Genomic DNA, 15,047 nt, shown 5'->3' on the forward strand with positions numbered 1-15,047 from the left:
AGATCTCGCGCACGATGTTGCGTGCGGCTGGAAAATGAGCCGGACTCATTTCAAAACTGTTTACGCCCTTCGGGTATCGATATCCGCCTGAACAGGCGCGGTATCGGAACAATCGATGGTCGAGTCTCGGGGATGTTTTGACAAACGGAAGTTGAATATTGCATTTCTGTCGCGCGGCGTGCGAGCGCTCGTGGGGCGTTTCGCGCGCGACGGCCGAGCTTCGCTCGCGATCAGCGCCGCCCTCATGATGGGGGCGATCCTGGGTCTCGCGGGGCTCTCGATCGATGTCACCCTGTTGTCGACGCTCCGGTCGCGGGTCCAGGCGGCCGTCGATGCCGCGACGGTCACTGGATCGCGCAACCTGCTGGATTACGTGGCCGTCAACGGCTTCGGCTCGGTCGGTCGGTACTATCCGACGATTCAGACCCAGACGGTGAACGCCATACAAGCCAATCTGCAGCTCGAGAAGAACCTTTCCAATATCGTGATCGGTCTACCGAGCGTGATCTACAATCAGAATTCCGGGACGGTTTCCGCCGGCGTCGATGCAACATACAATCCCATTTTCATGAAACTATTTGGCTTCAAGGCGATGCCGATCCGCGCATCGTCGACGTCCACATCGAAGAGTCTTATAAAATATTTCCAGATTGTTTTCTTGGTCGATGTCTCGCAGTCGATGGCTGTGGGAGGTACCGTTGCCGACATCAAGAAGACGAAGGACAGTTTTGGCTGTACGTTCGCGTGTCATCAATTAGGGGACGACACCTTGACGAAAGGGCGTATGCGGGGCATCGTGTTCAAGATGGATTACGCGAAGACTGCGATCGCGAATTTCTTATCGCAGATGCAATCCATCAGCGGATCGAATGCCAGCGCCTTCTACTCCGCCGCGATTTATACCTTCTCCGACAAGCTGCGAACGCTCATCGAGCCGACATCCATGCTGTCGGACGTGACGCGGGCCGCGGCGTGGCTGGATGTCGAGCTGCTGGCTACAGCCCCCTACAAGTCGGTGATCGGGCATACGAATATCACGGCGGCCTTGTCGAGCCTCGCCCAGACCTTGCCGAAGCTGGGAGGCGACGGGTCGTCCAGCACTTCTCCGCAGACGATCCTCGTTCTCATCACGGATGGCGCACAGGATCTGATCGGATCTGAACTATGGGCCGGCTACAGTGACGGGAACTGGGCGGATAGCTGCGCGGCATTCAAGGCGAAGAACGCGATCATTTATGCAATCAATACCTACTACTATCCGTATACCGACGATGGGGGGTACTACAATAAGTTTGTCAGCCCCTTCGCGAGCCAGATTCAGGCCGCGTTTCCGAAATGCGTGAGCGCGCCGTCCAATGCGATCCTGGCCTCGGACGGTCCGGGCATAACCGCGGCCGTCAACCGGCTCTTCCAGAAGATCACGAGCTCGATACGCGTCTCGAACTGAGGCGGTCGCGATGCCGACGGCCTCAGTTCGACACGGCGGCGGGCGAGGCGGGACGGCGTCCGAGGGGCGGCAGCCGATCCCGTCCGATCGCCGCCGCGCGAAGCCTGATCGAGGGCTGCCGCGATCGGCCGTCGCGCGTCGCGGCATCCGGCCGCGAGGCGCCCTCGAGCGCTGTAATTCCTCAACGAAGTTTGTCCTGATTTCGGGGGCCGCCCGAGGGACCTCCTCAATCGAATTTAACTCGACTCTCTTAGAACATTGCCCTTGCGTGCTGCTGCTCTCAAAGAACTTTGACTTTGATGACAATCGGCCTCTGCAGCCCTCCTAGTCGCGCGCTCATGCGTTCGGCACGATAGCACAACGTAGGGCTCTCCTGCGCTCCGATGAGGGGCGGAGCTTGGGGAGTTGGCGGGCTCCCATGAGGCTGCACTCACGCCAGCGTAAGGCCATCTGAGTGCAAGGGGACGCCAGGGACGGATTGCGGCACCCAGGGCGACCGGTTTCGACACCGCCACGGCCCGAACTTGCTCGCTGCGCCGGATCGATCGGGGCCTCGACATCTCCCGACGAGCTGGGTCGGCTTCAACCACAACGTCGAACCTTGTCGCGCATCCGCGGCGGGACCGCAGGCTCCGCGACGTCGTCCGGGACGCGGCCCCATGACAATTCGTTCGCACTTCGCCGGCCTGGTTGAGCAACCCAACCGCCGGGATGGGGGCCGCGCAAGAATGATCGGAGAAGCCGGGCGTGCCCCCCACCCTCCGGCGGGATAAATTCTCTAGAAAGCCTGTCCTGATTTTGGCGTGCGCTGAAGGCGCGCTCTCAACAAAGTTTGTCTCGATTGCCAGAGAAGGCTGAACTTCGTGGGGTTTGTCGCGATCAGGCCAGCGCGTCGCGGCTGCACGGAGGGCGTGAACGGGGCCTTCCGAACGCCTCTGGCAGCCCCCGTCTGGCCCGCCTCCGGTGACGGACGGGATGCGCTGGGTCGAACGCGCCTCCACGAGCGTCCGCGAGCCCAGGAGCCAGGCGCGGAAGCGATCTGTCGGCCGCGCTCGGTCGGGACAGGAGCCGTGACTGACCCCGCTTCACGAACCCGAAAAGGCCGTCGTGCCTGCGCCTGCGGGGGCGGGAACCGGAACTGGGGCCAGAATCGACCGGCGGGCGGGATCGACTTCGGGTGAAGCTGCCATCCCGATGGCTCTCGCGGGCCCGCCCTATCGGTCCGCCCCACTTTGCTTTCGGCAAGGCTGCAAGGACAATGCCGACGTGGCGGATTCGCGACGGCCGGAGCCGCAGAGGAAGACAGCACGTGCGCGTACAACCTCTTGACCTGACGACCGACGGTGACCCGCACCCGATCAAGAGGCTTGCCCGCCTTGCGCTGCCCGAACCGCTCCGTGAGGCGGATGTCGCAGAGGATTTCGACCGTTGGATACGCGACAACGTCCCGAGCGAGAGGGACCGGATCGGCATGTTCGACCGGTTCGGAACACCGCCGCTGACGCAGCGCGAGCACGCCTTGTTCACGCTGCTGTCGATCCTGGCGATCGAGCACGGCGCCTGGCCGCTGGAAGAAGGATGCGGTCGGGCAATCCGGTGCCTGGAGGAGATCCAACGCCACTGGGCGCCCTCCGACCCAGTATCCTCATACCTTCGAGGGAAGGCCGCCGCGTTCGTCGCCCAAGGCTTTCGATGCGCGCGCGGCGAACCCGGGCGCCTGTTGTCGTTCCTGAACGGCGCGCCGCTCCGGGTCTGCGGGGACGGTACGGCGGCGCTGGCCTTCGGCGTGACCGCGCCGGTCAGCGACCTCATCTTCGATTTCAGGGACGACGCCTTTGCGCTCCACAGCCTGCGTTCCATGGTCGAAGGCGACCGAACCGCGTTCGACGCCGCCGTCCTCGCTCAAGCGGAAATCCTTGCTCCCGCGATCGAACGGGGGGTAGCCCGCCTCTTCGAGCGCTGCGCACCGCCCCCGGGAGACTACCTCGCCGCCTTCCGGGACGTTCTGTCCGACGAGAGGTGGCTCCCAACGCTGCTCGGGAAGCTTGAGGGCCGTGCCGACCTGCGGGACAGGGTTGGCGGCATGCCAGCCGCTGCGGAATGGCTGCGGGCCATCGCCGGCGCACGCGCCTGGAAAGCCAACGACATCCGGCGTCTCGTTCGGCTCGAACCGCTCTTCGAGGACGATCCAGAGGCCTTCATGGCGGCAATCGTCTCGGGTGTCCGCGCCTTGGAGGGCTCGGAGCCGGCAAGCGCGGTGTTCGCTGCCTTGAGCCTCCTGCACCTCGCGCGCCGGCGTCGCGCGGTCCGCTCGGAGTTGGCCGACGCCGAGCGAGAGGAGGCCTTCGTCTTGGCGCTACGGGATCTTCCGTCAGGGGAAATGATCGTCCGTTTGCACGCCCAGCTTGCCGACCTGCCCATGGATATCCCAGGCGCCCGCGCCGTGTGGCGCCATTTGGGCAACGCGGAGAAGGGCCTGTGGCAGTGGCGGATCCGAGCGGTCGTCGGCGACGACCGAGCCCTGCGGCGCGGCTTGGCCGAGTTCCTTCTCGCCTGGATGTCGCAGGACGTCTACCGCGACGTCGAGCGCCTGGTCGTCGATCTCTTGCCGCCCGCGCAGGAACTGGACGTCCTCCGCACGCTGGCCCAATCGTGCGACCGGCTCACCTCGCTGCGCGCGGGTTGCCTCGCCCGAGAGATGACCTTCGGCCTGCCGGACTGAACGGTCTCACCAACCGGGCGCAAACGGGTCGCCCGGACTTCCCGCCTCGTCGCGGCGGTGCGCGGCATGACGCCTGGACGGAAAGGACGAGACCCGTCCGTCCCCGTACCCCAGGCTGGCGGTCGCATCGATGAAGTCGCGGAGCGCGAGCCTTCCCGTCCGGTCGATGGCGATGATGTCGGCCGCCAAGGGTTGCCTGCGGTCGTCCGAGAGAGCCTCGGCGGCGGTCTCGGCGTCCGGGAAGAGACGCCCCAACGACAGGTCGCGGCCGGAGGACATGGCGATGCTGACGAACGACGCGAAATCCCACCCGGGCGAGCGCTCGCCGCCATAGGCGTCGACCTGCCCGAAGGCCGGCGCCTGACCGTGGGCCCAGACATCGTGGAACACCTCGGTCGCCGGCATGACGGTCGTGATGAAGGCCCCCTTCCTCGCCCAGGCCGGGTAGAAGAGGTACCAGCCCATCCCGGTCGAGAGGAACGTGTCGAGCTGCCGTCCCTCGTTCCTCCCGACGTCGGTCAAGCCCGTCGCGGTCGCGTTCTTGGCTTGGAAGAGGACGATCCGGTACATCGGGCGCCCGAGGACGTGCACGCCGGCGACGACCGCGAGGTCCGCCGCGAGAAGATCCCGGCCCTCCAGCATGGAGGCGGTGCCGAGGTCGAGCGTGTATGTTTCCGGCAGGCCGGCTCCCGCCTCGTCCATGGCCGGGATCACACGGTGCTCGACCGCGCTTTGGATGTAATGGAGCACCGCTTCCGTCTTGAGCGGCTCGGGCTTGCAGCGTCCGCGACGGAGGGCGACTTCCAAGCCGTACTGCAGGGCCGTGAACAGAATGGCCTGAACCGGGTCGGCCCAGTATCTGGGCGACATCGCGAGCAGCTGTGCGACGAGATGGTGCCGCCCTTCCTCCGCGGCTCGATCCGGATCGAACGCTCCCGCCCCGAGGCCGAGCGTCGGGGCAAGTTGACGCCAGCCGACGCCACGCGACGTCACTTCGCCGGTCGATGCCATCGCTCCCAGGCCTCGCCGGGTGTCCTCGGCCAGGCTCGGCCGGACGCCACCGGCGTACAACCGCTCCAGGGCTGCCAGGAGGACGCCCCGCTGCCGCGGGCTCAACCTCGCGGGTAGGGATGCGATGCCGGCGAGCTTCCCAAGGGCGACCGTGGTGCGCAGGCGGCCGAATGCCCGGATGACCGGGTGGTCGGTTTGCCATGCGTCTGATTTGTCCCAGTCGTGGAAATCGGCAGCCATCGCGTCGCTCTCAGTGAGGCGCGAGGGGATAGCCGACCCGGTCCCTGCGGGCCAGGGATTGCCGCGCAACTTCCCCGAGGGATGCCCCGAGGCGTCGGCTCCCAAGGGCGGGCATCCCGTCGGTCCGCGGTGACCATCAAGCCCTGCGCGGGCTCCATGGCGGCGCGCTCGCACGATGGAGTGCGCCCTGTTTGGATAGGTGACGAGCCGGTGCACGTGGCCATCCTCGCCCGGCACTCGACAGCGAGAGAAGCTCGACGCCGTCCCGTTCGCCGAACCGGGTCACCTCGGCTGGCACATCAGCGTCGCGCAGCTCACCCCTGAAAGTGCGCGCGTGCCGATGCCGCAACCGGCCGATCGGGCGGTCGTCGCGGAAAGGGCTCATGCCCGCACTCGACCCACCTCATCGGGCGGTGTCAGGCGCCGGCGTCGCCGCCCGGATGCCCGACCATGCACCCGGCGCACCAGACCGAATTCCTCTCGGCAAGCGAGCCTCGCTATGCGCATCCACGGCGCGCCAACTCGCCGCGGTAGCCGCCGGCATATTGGCCCTTGCCATCCGGCCTGCAGCGGCTCCGAACATCGCTCCTTCGCTGTGTCGGCAGAAGGCTCCCGGTCGGGGTGCTGACCGACACTCCCAGACGCCGCTCCATCCCCGCACGCGGGCCCCCTGCCTGTTGCCCACTGGCATTGTACGGGGCACCCCCTTGCGCGAGGGCCGACGCGTAAAGAGCGGCGCTCGCAGCAGCGGCAAACAGGATCGTTTTCATATTCACCTCCGCAATCGACGATGGGGCGCGTACGTCTCGCCGTTTTCTTTGGATTTCGTCCCGCGGATCGCGGTGGTTACACGTCCGCGGATGTCCATGGCTTGTGACCGCGCGTGGCGTCCGATGCCGTGGACGTTCCGCCGCTCCCGAGCGAGGCGGAGCGATGATGCCGGACGAAGCGACGGTAGCGGTCGATCAGCCCGGCCCTTGGCTTCGCCCCCCGTCCGCGCCTTCGCCACCACGGTGGCGGCTCTACGATCGCCAGGCCAGCGCTCTCGCCCACTGGGCGGGGCTCGCCGCCCGGGGCTTGGAACGGCCGATCCGGCGTGGGCCGGCGGGCCAAGCTATCGCGAAAGCTTGTCCCGATTTCCGGCCTCGCCGAAGGAACGCTCTCAACACAATTTGTCCTGACTTCCCGGGAAGCCTGTCCTTCGAGCGAGCCCGGCTGCCGGACCATGTCTGGGCGTGGCCCGCGGACGGGCGACGCTCGATGGGCGTGGACGTCCTATCAGCTCCGGCGCCGCCCCTTCCCGGGAGGGCCGACCCGGACGGCCTGCCGTGACCGGCCCCGCTCGGCGCCCGCCCCGAGGTCCGCCCCGGAGCCCGGCGAAGGGCCCGCCTGCCGTCGGCTCTTCCGCCTCATCCGCCGGCGTCGCGGCACTTCGCGCCGTGCCGCCGAGATCGGCCTCGACACCACCTCGCTCAGGGGCCGCCCGACGCTCCGGGCGCCTCGCCGCCCGGAGCGCGCCGCCCCGGAAAACGGTCCCGCGGGCCCGAGCGATCACGGCGTCGGCAGGTCACCCCGCCGCGTTCCGGCCCCAGAGGTGCTCGGCCGCCGCGTCCGATTCGGGCTTGGAGCAGAACTCGCAGTGCGGATCGCGCGCCCGCCGCAGCCGGCGCCGCCCGATGGGGGCCTTCCAGGGATCGACGGCCCAATAGTTGGTCGCCGCCGCCCCCGCGTTCGAGCGCAGAAGTTCGACCACCAGCAAGGCGCCGGCCATGCTCGACACGAACGCGAACGGGGCGAGCACCTGCCTGCCTTCCGGTGTCAGCAGTGTCTGTGCGGCGCAGAGCTGCTTGAAGAGGCTGTCATAGGCCGTGCCCACGATCCCCGCGGGATCGATCTGGGGATGGGCCCGATGGATCCGCCCGGCGGCCTCGGCCGAGATGAAACCCTCCCTGACCGCGGCGAGGTCGACGCCCAGCCCATCCGCGATCGAGCGCTCCCGCGCGTGCTCGTCGGGAACGTGACGGTAGATGCAGGCCATGCAGGCATCCTGCGTGGGCTGCCGGTGCGAGTGCACGACGACGCCGCGCACGTCGGTCGTGGACGCGTCGAGGACCCGGCCCGGAAGCTCCTTCTGGATCCCGCGCCGCGCGCGCCTGCTGTCGACCGTGACGATGGCCGTGGCGGGCGGCCCCGCGGATTTGCAATAGGCCGAGAAGTCCTGGACGAGTGGTTCGAACGCGAGCTCGGGGAAGTCGGCCGCGGCGCGCTCGGCGAGCGCGACGGCCTTGTCGCGGCCGACATCCTCGTCGCCCAGGTAGAGGCAGCGGTTGGGATTGCCTGAGCCTACCGTTTTCGGGTCGACGATGCGGAGGCGGCCGACGGCGCGCAGGTGGCGCAGGGCGCGAACGAAGCCGTGGGCCACGGCGCCGGCGCCGACGAGCACGGCGTCCGAGAGATCGACGGTCGTCGCGAGCGCCGCGTCCGGCACGCCGAGCTGGTCGAAGTCCAGCCGGAGCGGGTAGGCGACGGCCGGAAGTGCCGGGTCGTCGAGCAGCATCCGCAGGGTCGCGGCGGCCGCCGGGCATGCGGCGACGGCGGCCAGCAGGGGATGGGGCGGCGGGCCGCCCGTCCGCCCGACGGGGCGGACATCGACGGTGGCGCCGCCGGCGTCGATGGCGGCGTGCAGCCGGGGCAGGTCCGTCCGCGCGGCCGCCTCGCCGATGACGAGTTCGAGCTGCGCCTCCTCGGCCGGCGAGGTCACCACGCCGACGGTCCGCGCGAGCAGGGCCGCCACTTCCGCCGCCCAGGCGGCGTCCGCGCCGCCGGGAGGAGCGGTGACCAGAACCGCCCGGTTGAGGCGCTCGGACGCGTCGTCCTCGTCGCTTCCGAGGATGGCGGCCAGCATCCGGGCGTTCTCTTGGGCGGGCGTGATCATGGCGTCACCTCGATGCGGATGCGCTCGCCCGGCCGGCGCACATGCTCCCACAGTCCAGCGTCCGAGAGCTCGTAGACCATCGCCTCCTCCAGGAAGGTCCCGGGCGTCGCCGTCGCGGCGAAGCGCGGCAGCACCAGGGAGAGGGCCCCGCGATGCCGGACGATGGCCCAGGCGTCGTCCGCCTCGGAATGGAACGCCCTGCCCGGATGGGTATGGACCTGGGCGACGATCTTGAGACGGTGGGCGCGAAGGTGCCCCATCAGCGCGCGCATGCTCGCGGGCGGCAGGTGGAAGTAGTCCTCGGCGGTGGCCTGCTCGGGTTCGTAGACCTCCTGCACGGGCGTCGGCGCCGCCGAGGCCGAGCGCGCGAGCCAGAGCACGGCGCGCTCCTCGCCGCGCCGCCCCCCGACGCGGAGGCGGTCGAGGGTTTCCGCGAGGATGGCGGCGGTGCAAGCGACGGCTGTCATCCGACCGCCCTCTTCCAGCAGCGCCAGATCTGGTCGAGGATGCCGAGCAGATCCAGGCCGGACTGGCCGCGGTAACCGTCCCACCGCTCGCCGACATGGCTGAAGTGGGTGTGGTACTCGCGCGTTCCGCGCATGCAGACGAACATGCGGCCGGTCACGGGATGGGGACTGGGGTGGAAGATGCCGCCGGCCCCGGGGGGAGCCTGCGAGAGGTGTTGCCCGGCGGCGTCGAGCAGTTCGACCGACGGGGGGAGGTCGTCCCAATCGACGCAGGTGAAACGGAGCCTCAGGGGCGCGGCGGTCGGATGCCCGAGGATCACGTCGAGCACGGGATACTCCGCCTGAAGGACCGTCCAGTTGCGGTGGGCCGCGGTTCGGGAATCGAGGCGGCGCACGTCGCGCTCGAACGCGGCCCGGGAGAGCAGCTCAAGCACGGGCGCCCCCACCGCCCTCGCGGGGCCCCCACTCGATCTCGACCTCGCCGGAGAGCCCGTTCCCGGCAAAGGAGGCGGACGGATCGATGTCGCGGTTGCCGACGGTCGTGATCCACGTCGCGGTGTCGCCGAGCTCCAGCTTGCGCGCGGCGCGGACCAGCACGTCCGCGACCGGCGTCGTCGCGGGAACCCGCACCGCCCCCTCGGCCGGGAAAACGCCGCTCGTGGTGAACACGGTCACCAGCACGAAGTCCGGCCGTTGCGCGCGCCGCGAGACGATGTGCTCGACGCCGCGAGTCTCGAACGACACCGCGCCGCCGGGCCGCAGGATCTTGTCGGGCTCGTCCTCGCGCTCCAGCACGAGGTCGTGGCCTGCCGGGACGTGCAGGATGGCGAGGAGCTCGTCGACCTCGATCCGGCCGTCACCCCAGACCTGGCCGACCTCGTCCACCGTGAAGGAGAAGCTGCGGTCGCTGCGGAAGCCGCGAAACGCGCCGCCTTCCTCGGCGACGAGGTCGACCTTGTCGTCCGTGCCCACGAGGTGGGTGCGGCCGCCCCGGACCAGGATGAGCTGGTGCTCGCTCGCGGGCAAGAGGCCGGCCCTGGTGAGGACCTCACGCCCGGTGACCTCGCCGTCGTCGAAGCGAACCGGGGCGCCGTTCACCGGGAACACGAAGCTGCGGGCCCGCGCGTTATCCATAACCTTCATCCTCGTCTCCACCTGCTGGCGCGCGCCGACGTTCCCGTACACACTCTTGACGGACGACGGCCTTGGACTAAAAGACGCTTTCAGTCTCGGCTGGGACTGTATGTATCTGGACTAGGTCGGCCGTCAAGTCCGATTCTGGACCAGGGAGGGGTTGATGACGAATTCTGCCCACGGCGCCCGGAACGAGGCTGGGTCGTCGCGGCTCCCTGTGGAGCTCGAAGCGTTCTTCGCGATGGCCGACAGGTGGCACCTGAGCGCCGACGAGCAGATCGCGCTTCTCGGTTCGCCGGCGCGGTCGACGTTTTTCAAGTGGAAGAAGGAAGGGGGCAGCATCCCGCCGGACACGACGGAGCGGGTGTCTCACCTTCTCTCGATCTGGAAGGCGCTGCGCATCCTGTTTACCGTAGACGAGCGTGGGGACGAGTGGATCAGGGCGCCGAACGAGTATTTCGATGGGGCGAGCGCGCTCGACGTCATGCTCTCGGGGAAATTCGCGGACTTGTACAAGGTCCGCATCTACCTGGATGCTCAGCGTGGCGGCTGAAGATTTTTCCCTGACGACGTGGAAGGGTGACGCGTTCCGCTTGATCCCGTCCCGGTTTCCGCCCGTGTCCGTCTATGACGGGCTCGTGGCCGACGGCAGGGTCGAGGCCCTCGTCGCGGTCGAGGACATCACGAACCCGCGCCTCCGCTCGATTGACCGCCTCGCGCGGCTCCGACCCGGGGTCCCGGCCGATGCCCCGAGGCTGCAGAACTGGAACCACGCGCCCTTCGCCTACGGCAACCCGGAGGGCAGCCGCTTCTTCGATCACCTGAGGCCGTGCCTGGAACTGGCTGCGGACCGCCAGACCGCGCTCGCCGTGTCGGTGGCGCGTCGCGAGAGGTTTCTCGCCCGGACCCGTGAGGCGCCCATCGGCCTCGACATGCGCATGCTGCGGACGCCGGCCGAGGGACGCTTCGTGGACCTTCGCCACGTCCCGGCCGATCTCGACGCGAAGGCGTGCCGCGAGATCGGCGCCCGCGTATCCTCCGAGGCCGACGGGGTTCTCTACCACCCTCCCGAGCGCTCAAGCGCGACGTGCCTGGCCGTGCTCAGGGCAAGCGTGCTCGGCCGCTCGATCCAGACGGTGCACTACCGGTACGTCTGGACCGGCCGCCGCATCGCCCTCCTCTACGCGTTCGACGACGAGGGGCGCGAGGTCAGGCCAGAGACCCTGGGCGGCGAGGAGGACGTGCTCGCCGCCTGAGCTCCGCCGCGCCTCAGCGCAGCTCGCCTGCCGCCCAACCGTCCAGGCGGACGAACTCGTGGAACGTGCAGCCGCGAGCCTGGCAGACGACGCTCGGCAGGACCCGGCCCTCCGCCGTGACCGTGTGGTCCTTCAGCACGAGCGCGTGACCCTGCGAGCAGGTCATCTCGGCCTTGAAGCGCCTCACCGTCGACGGGTGGCAGGCCTTCCAGTGCAGCGGCGGCGGCCTGTCCCCACCGCCGTAGCGGCGGATCGTGACCTGTCGGTGCCGCGGTTCAACGGGACGTTCGGTTCGAGGCGCGTCGCCCGAACGGCCAAGCCAGAGACGGCGCAGGAGGGATCGGAGCCAGTCAAACATGCGGTGTCACCAACATCCACAAGGGCCGTGATTTCGCGAGCGTATGCCGTGCCCTGAGACCGGCCGAACGGTCGGGCACGCCGTCATTACACCATGCCGGCGCCCCCGACATCGTGAGGAGCCTGAACGCGGCGCAAGCTGGGGGCCATCGGTCCATCGCCGACAAGCAGGAGAGCCGGCGCTGGGGGGCCGAGCCCGTTCCCCGGCTGTAGGAGCACAATGGGACGGACTTCGGCGCAGGACGCTTCCCGCGACGAGACCTCAAGCACGGGAGGGCTTCGGCGAGTATTGGGCCGGTCCCGCGATCTTGCAGCACGCTGCTGCGAAATTGCCTTGGGCCGCCATCCTCTTGCGTCTCTCGGGTTCCCGGGCGGCGGCCGCCGCGTCGCAGGACCCGGGCGCCCGGTGCGCCCGCCGCGGGCTCTCGGATGGGGCAGCCCCGCACGGTCCGCTCACGTATCCCGCCGCCGAGGCGCAACCTCCGTTAGAGCGGGCGCGCATGCGTCCTGGGAATGCGGCGCCGGAGGTCCCGCGGTACATCCTCCCGGGACCACACCGTCGTGACCTTACGGCCGGCGGTCGCGAAAACCGGCTTGATGCCGGCCCGGTCGAGGGCTTCCCGCACCCACCGAATGCCGGATCCGATGTCCCTGGCGAGGGCCCCCGTGGTTGCGTACTCGCTCTCGAAGGCCGCCAACGCATCCTCCGGGACGAGGATCTCCCCGCATGCGGTCGCGGTCCCGGTCAGCAGGCCTTGCCGGACGATCAGGCCGACGACGTCGGACGGCACCGTGATGCGCCGGCCGACCTCTGCGAGGGTGAGGCCGCCGCCCCCGCGGGACCGGCGCGCGGCCCTGATGTCCTCCGGGTCGAGGAGGAACCCCGCGAGGCCGGGCGCGTCCCGCAGGACCGCCCTGACCCGGAGCTGTCCGGCCAAGATCATGGCGCAGGTGCCGCGCACGCCGTCGACCTTGCCGTGCTGGCTGGCGCGCGCGAGCGGCAGGAGGCCGGCGGGAGCGGCCTCGACGGTCGGCGCTGGGCCGCGGAGTCGGGCCAGCACGGCGTCGATGGCACCCCGGTCGAATACCTCGGCCTTGATGCCGGCGCGACGATGGATCTCGGCTGGCGGGACGATGCGGGCGGCCACCAGCATCCTGGCCTGTCGCTTGGCCAGCCCGAGCGCGGCGGGCAGGTCGTCCGCGCGGACCGCACGGTCGAGGAGCGCGCGGATCTCGGCGGCGGTCTCGCGGGTGATGCCGATGGGCGTGCCCCGCTTGGTCCGTTCCGGCCACGCACCCAGGGCCTTGACGTAGCCGGCGACGAACTCCGGCCGGCGCCCGCACTGGGCCGCGATCTCGGCGAGGCTGACCAGGGGGACATCGGCATGCCGGATCACCACCGAGGTCTTGTGGACCGGACCCCGTGCCGCGTGATGCGCGAAGAGGATCGCCCGCACCGCGTCACCGCTCCCTCCCGCCGGCAGTCGCTTCGCCCACAGGTACAGGTAGCCATAGACCTGTTCGGCGCCCCAGGCCCCGAGGCCGACATGGTCGGCTCCGGCCATCCCGTCGAGCAGGGCCTCGAAGGCGCGCGGCCAGTCCCGCGCGATGGCGAGGCCGGCCGAAAGCACCTCGGGATGGCGTTCCGCCGGAAACTTCGACAAGGCCCCGTCGGCGCCCCCGTGCCGGGCGACGCCCAGCCGCTCCATGGCGTCGCAAGCCTCTGCGAGCGTCAGCCCGTCGAGAATGGGGACCTCCGTCCTCGGCATGCCGCCGAGGCGGCCGACCACGTAGGCGTCCGCCAGGGTCGTGCCGGGCGCGACCTCGACGCCCTCGCAGGCCAGCAGGGGGTGGCCGTTCCTGCACCGGGTCAGCGAGCCGGCTTCCCAGGTGACGTCCACGCCGCAGGTCGGGCAAGCCGCGGCCAGCAGGACGTGATGCACCGGGCAGGTGCGGACGGCAGCCACGTCCCACCAGAAGCGCCGGTGAACGTTCCAATGGGCGTGACGTCCGGACCGCGGCCGGCGGAGGTCGTCGTCCCAGCAGCGCGGGCACCAGCGACGCGCGTTCGTCGTCCAGTCGTCCCGGTGGATCTCCTCGCCGGCGATCACGACCCTCCGCTTGGTGACCTCCGCCGGGGTCCATCGCAGGAAGGGCTCACCGTCACGGCCGAGCCGGTCCGCGAGGGGCTTGGCGGCGCGCCCCTGCAGGATGTCGCTCAAGGCATGGCCGGCGCTCCTCAGGCGTTCCCGGCTCCACGGCTCGCCATTGACGTCGAAGGCGCGCAGCAGGTGCGCCGCTGCGGATTCGCCCTCGACGACGGGCGGGATGATGGTCAGTCGCACCGACGTCCTCCTACGCGTCGTCCGGGTCGATGTCCGCTTGCGCGGTTCCCATCAGTCGGGTGAGCTTGTCGAACTCGATCTCCTTCAGCTTCGGGCAGGTCGAGATGTCGGGCACCCTGAACGGGTTCCGGTGAGGGCCGAGCTCGAAGATCTCGTCGAAGACGAATGCTAGGTGGTCGAGTTGGCTGATGCTCGGCGCGCCGCTTCGGATGGCGCGGAAGGCCGCCTTCTTGACGAGGTGCATCATCCGGCCGGTGTATCCCGCCGATGCCTTGAGCATGCGCTGGACCATGTCGTGCTCGGACAGGCCGGAGGGGGCCGGGAAGCCGAGCCGCGGCTCGATCAGCTCCAGGAACTTCGTCGCCTTCTTCACACAGGCCGCCGAGTGGCCGAGTGGCCTGATGGGCATGAAGATGCAGCGTCGGAGCAACTGGAAGTCCTCCTTGAGCACCCGCCTCAGCCACGGCATGCCGGAGAGCACGAGCGAGATGGGGCGCATCTCCGCCCCCGGCGGCCGCAGGGGGTCGTTCGGGTCCGGGAGGACGAGGTTCTTCAGCGTCTCGACCAAGGCCCGCCGCTCGTCGCCGGTGCGCCCGCGGAGGGCGTGGTGGAATTCATCGACCATGACGACCGACACGAGTTGGGCGTGCATCTGGTGGCGGACCCTGCGCCAGATGTCGTGCTCCTTCAGGGTGGCGCTGAGTTCCAGATCGGTCAGGGCGACGTACAGCGCGAGCCCCAGCGTCTTCAGGGTGCAGGGGCTGGGCGCCTTGATGAACACCAGCGGGCGCACGGGGCCGACCTCGTCACGGAACGGCACCAGGGACGGGCGCATCTGCAGCCGGGCGAGCAGATGCGACTTCCCGGCCCCGGAAGGAGCCGGAACGACAAGGCACTGGCCCTCGACGTCGTCGGCGAGGTCGGCCAGCATCTGGTCGAAGCGCGCGACCGCCTTGACGACGACGTCCGTGTTCACGTGGATCGTGTTCACGCGTCTCTTCCAGGCGCGCCGCTCCAGATCCTGGGGGCTCAGACGGGTGGCGAACCGCTCCCGGCGCGCGGGAACGGCCTCCTGCGGGGCGAGGACCGTGACGTCGGGGCGGAAGATGTCCGCTTCGTGGGCTTGCAGCATG

At 69.2% G+C, this 15,047-nt stretch carries 12 protein-coding genes; 4 read left to right on the forward strand and 8 right to left on the reverse strand.

The genetic code is table 11. The features are described from left to right. Positions 1-115 precede the first annotated feature (115 nt). A complete protein-coding gene (locus MFF56_RS27640; protein WP_082773032.1) occupies positions 116-1,447 on the forward strand; it encodes a TadE/TadG family type IV pilus assembly protein in 1,332 nt (443 codons plus the stop codon). Between the two features lie 1,309 nt (positions 1,448-2,756). Continuing rightward, complete coding sequence (locus MFF56_RS27645; RefSeq protein WP_066922167.1) at positions 2,757-4,169, forward strand: hypothetical protein; 1,413 nt, start codon at positions 2,757-2,759, stop codon at positions 4,167-4,169. A gap of 6 nt (positions 4,170-4,175) precedes the next feature. Here the strand turns inward: MFF56_RS27645 and MFF56_RS27650 are convergent, their stop codons facing one another. The 5 genes from MFF56_RS27650 to MFF56_RS27670 form a co-directional block, all read right to left on the reverse strand. Beyond that, a complete protein-coding gene (locus MFF56_RS27650; protein ID WP_153874028.1) occupies positions 4,176-5,636 on the reverse strand; it encodes a hypothetical protein in 1,461 nt (486 codons plus the stop codon). A gap of 1,351 nt (positions 5,637-6,987) precedes the next feature. Further along, complete coding sequence (locus MFF56_RS27655; RefSeq protein ID WP_012753009.1) at positions 6,988-8,355, reverse strand: ThiF family adenylyltransferase; 1,368 nt, start codon at positions 8,353-8,355, stop codon at positions 6,988-6,990. Next, on the reverse strand, positions 8,352-8,822 hold the full coding sequence (locus MFF56_RS27660) for a Mov34/MPN/PAD-1 family protein (protein ID WP_009865918.1): 471 nt from the start codon (positions 8,820-8,822) through the stop codon (positions 8,352-8,354). Before MFF56_RS27660 ends, MFF56_RS27655 begins: the two co-directional genes overlap by 4 nt. Continuing rightward, complete coding sequence (locus tag MFF56_RS27665) at positions 8,819-9,256, reverse strand: putative metal-binding protein (protein ID WP_043766874.1); 438 nt, start codon at positions 9,254-9,256, stop codon at positions 8,819-8,821. The genes MFF56_RS27660 and MFF56_RS27665 overlap by 4 nt, the downstream gene beginning before the upstream one ends. Further along, the gene (locus MFF56_RS27670; RefSeq protein ID WP_066922163.1) at positions 9,249-9,965 is read right to left on the reverse strand and encodes a multiubiquitin domain-containing protein; all 717 of its coding nucleotides are present in this window, start codon (positions 9,963-9,965) and stop codon (positions 9,249-9,251) included. Before MFF56_RS27670 ends, MFF56_RS27665 begins: the two co-directional genes overlap by 8 nt. Positions 9,966-10,119: 154 nt before the next feature. On the opposite strand from MFF56_RS27670, the gene MFF56_RS27675 reads away from it, so the two are divergent. Both MFF56_RS27675 and MFF56_RS27680 read left to right on the forward strand, forming a co-directional pair. Next, a complete protein-coding gene (locus MFF56_RS27675; RefSeq protein ID WP_012753006.1) occupies positions 10,120-10,509 on the forward strand; it encodes an MbcA/ParS/Xre antitoxin family protein in 390 nt (129 codons plus the stop codon). Between the two features lie 64 nt (positions 10,510-10,573). Continuing rightward, positions 10,574-11,212, forward strand: coding sequence for an RES family NAD+ phosphorylase (locus MFF56_RS27680; protein ID WP_238231842.1), 639 nt, complete (start codon positions 10,574-10,576; stop codon positions 11,210-11,212). Between the two features lie 13 nt (positions 11,213-11,225). Here MFF56_RS27680 and MFF56_RS27685 read toward each other — a convergent pair whose 3' ends face one another. The 3 genes from MFF56_RS27685 to MFF56_RS27695 form a co-directional block, all read right to left on the reverse strand. Beyond that, positions 11,226-11,570, reverse strand: coding sequence for a hypothetical protein (locus tag MFF56_RS27685; protein ID WP_012753004.1), 345 nt, complete (start codon positions 11,568-11,570; stop codon positions 11,226-11,228). Positions 11,571-12,054: 484 nt separating this feature from the next. Then, positions 12,055-13,914, reverse strand: coding sequence for a TniQ family protein (locus tag MFF56_RS27690; protein WP_066923656.1), 1,860 nt, complete (start codon positions 13,912-13,914; stop codon positions 12,055-12,057). A 10-nt stretch (positions 13,915-13,924) separates the two neighbouring features. Further along, positions 13,925-15,046, reverse strand: a complete 1,122-nt coding sequence (locus MFF56_RS27695; protein WP_066923658.1) for an ATP-binding protein — start codon at positions 15,044-15,046, stop codon at positions 13,925-13,927. Position 15,047 lies beyond the last annotated feature (1 nt).

Origin of the sequence: Methylobacterium hispanicum, assembly GCF_022179285.1 — a bacterium.
Classification (GTDB): domain Bacteria; phylum Pseudomonadota; class Alphaproteobacteria; order Rhizobiales; family Beijerinckiaceae; genus Methylobacterium; species Methylobacterium hispanicum.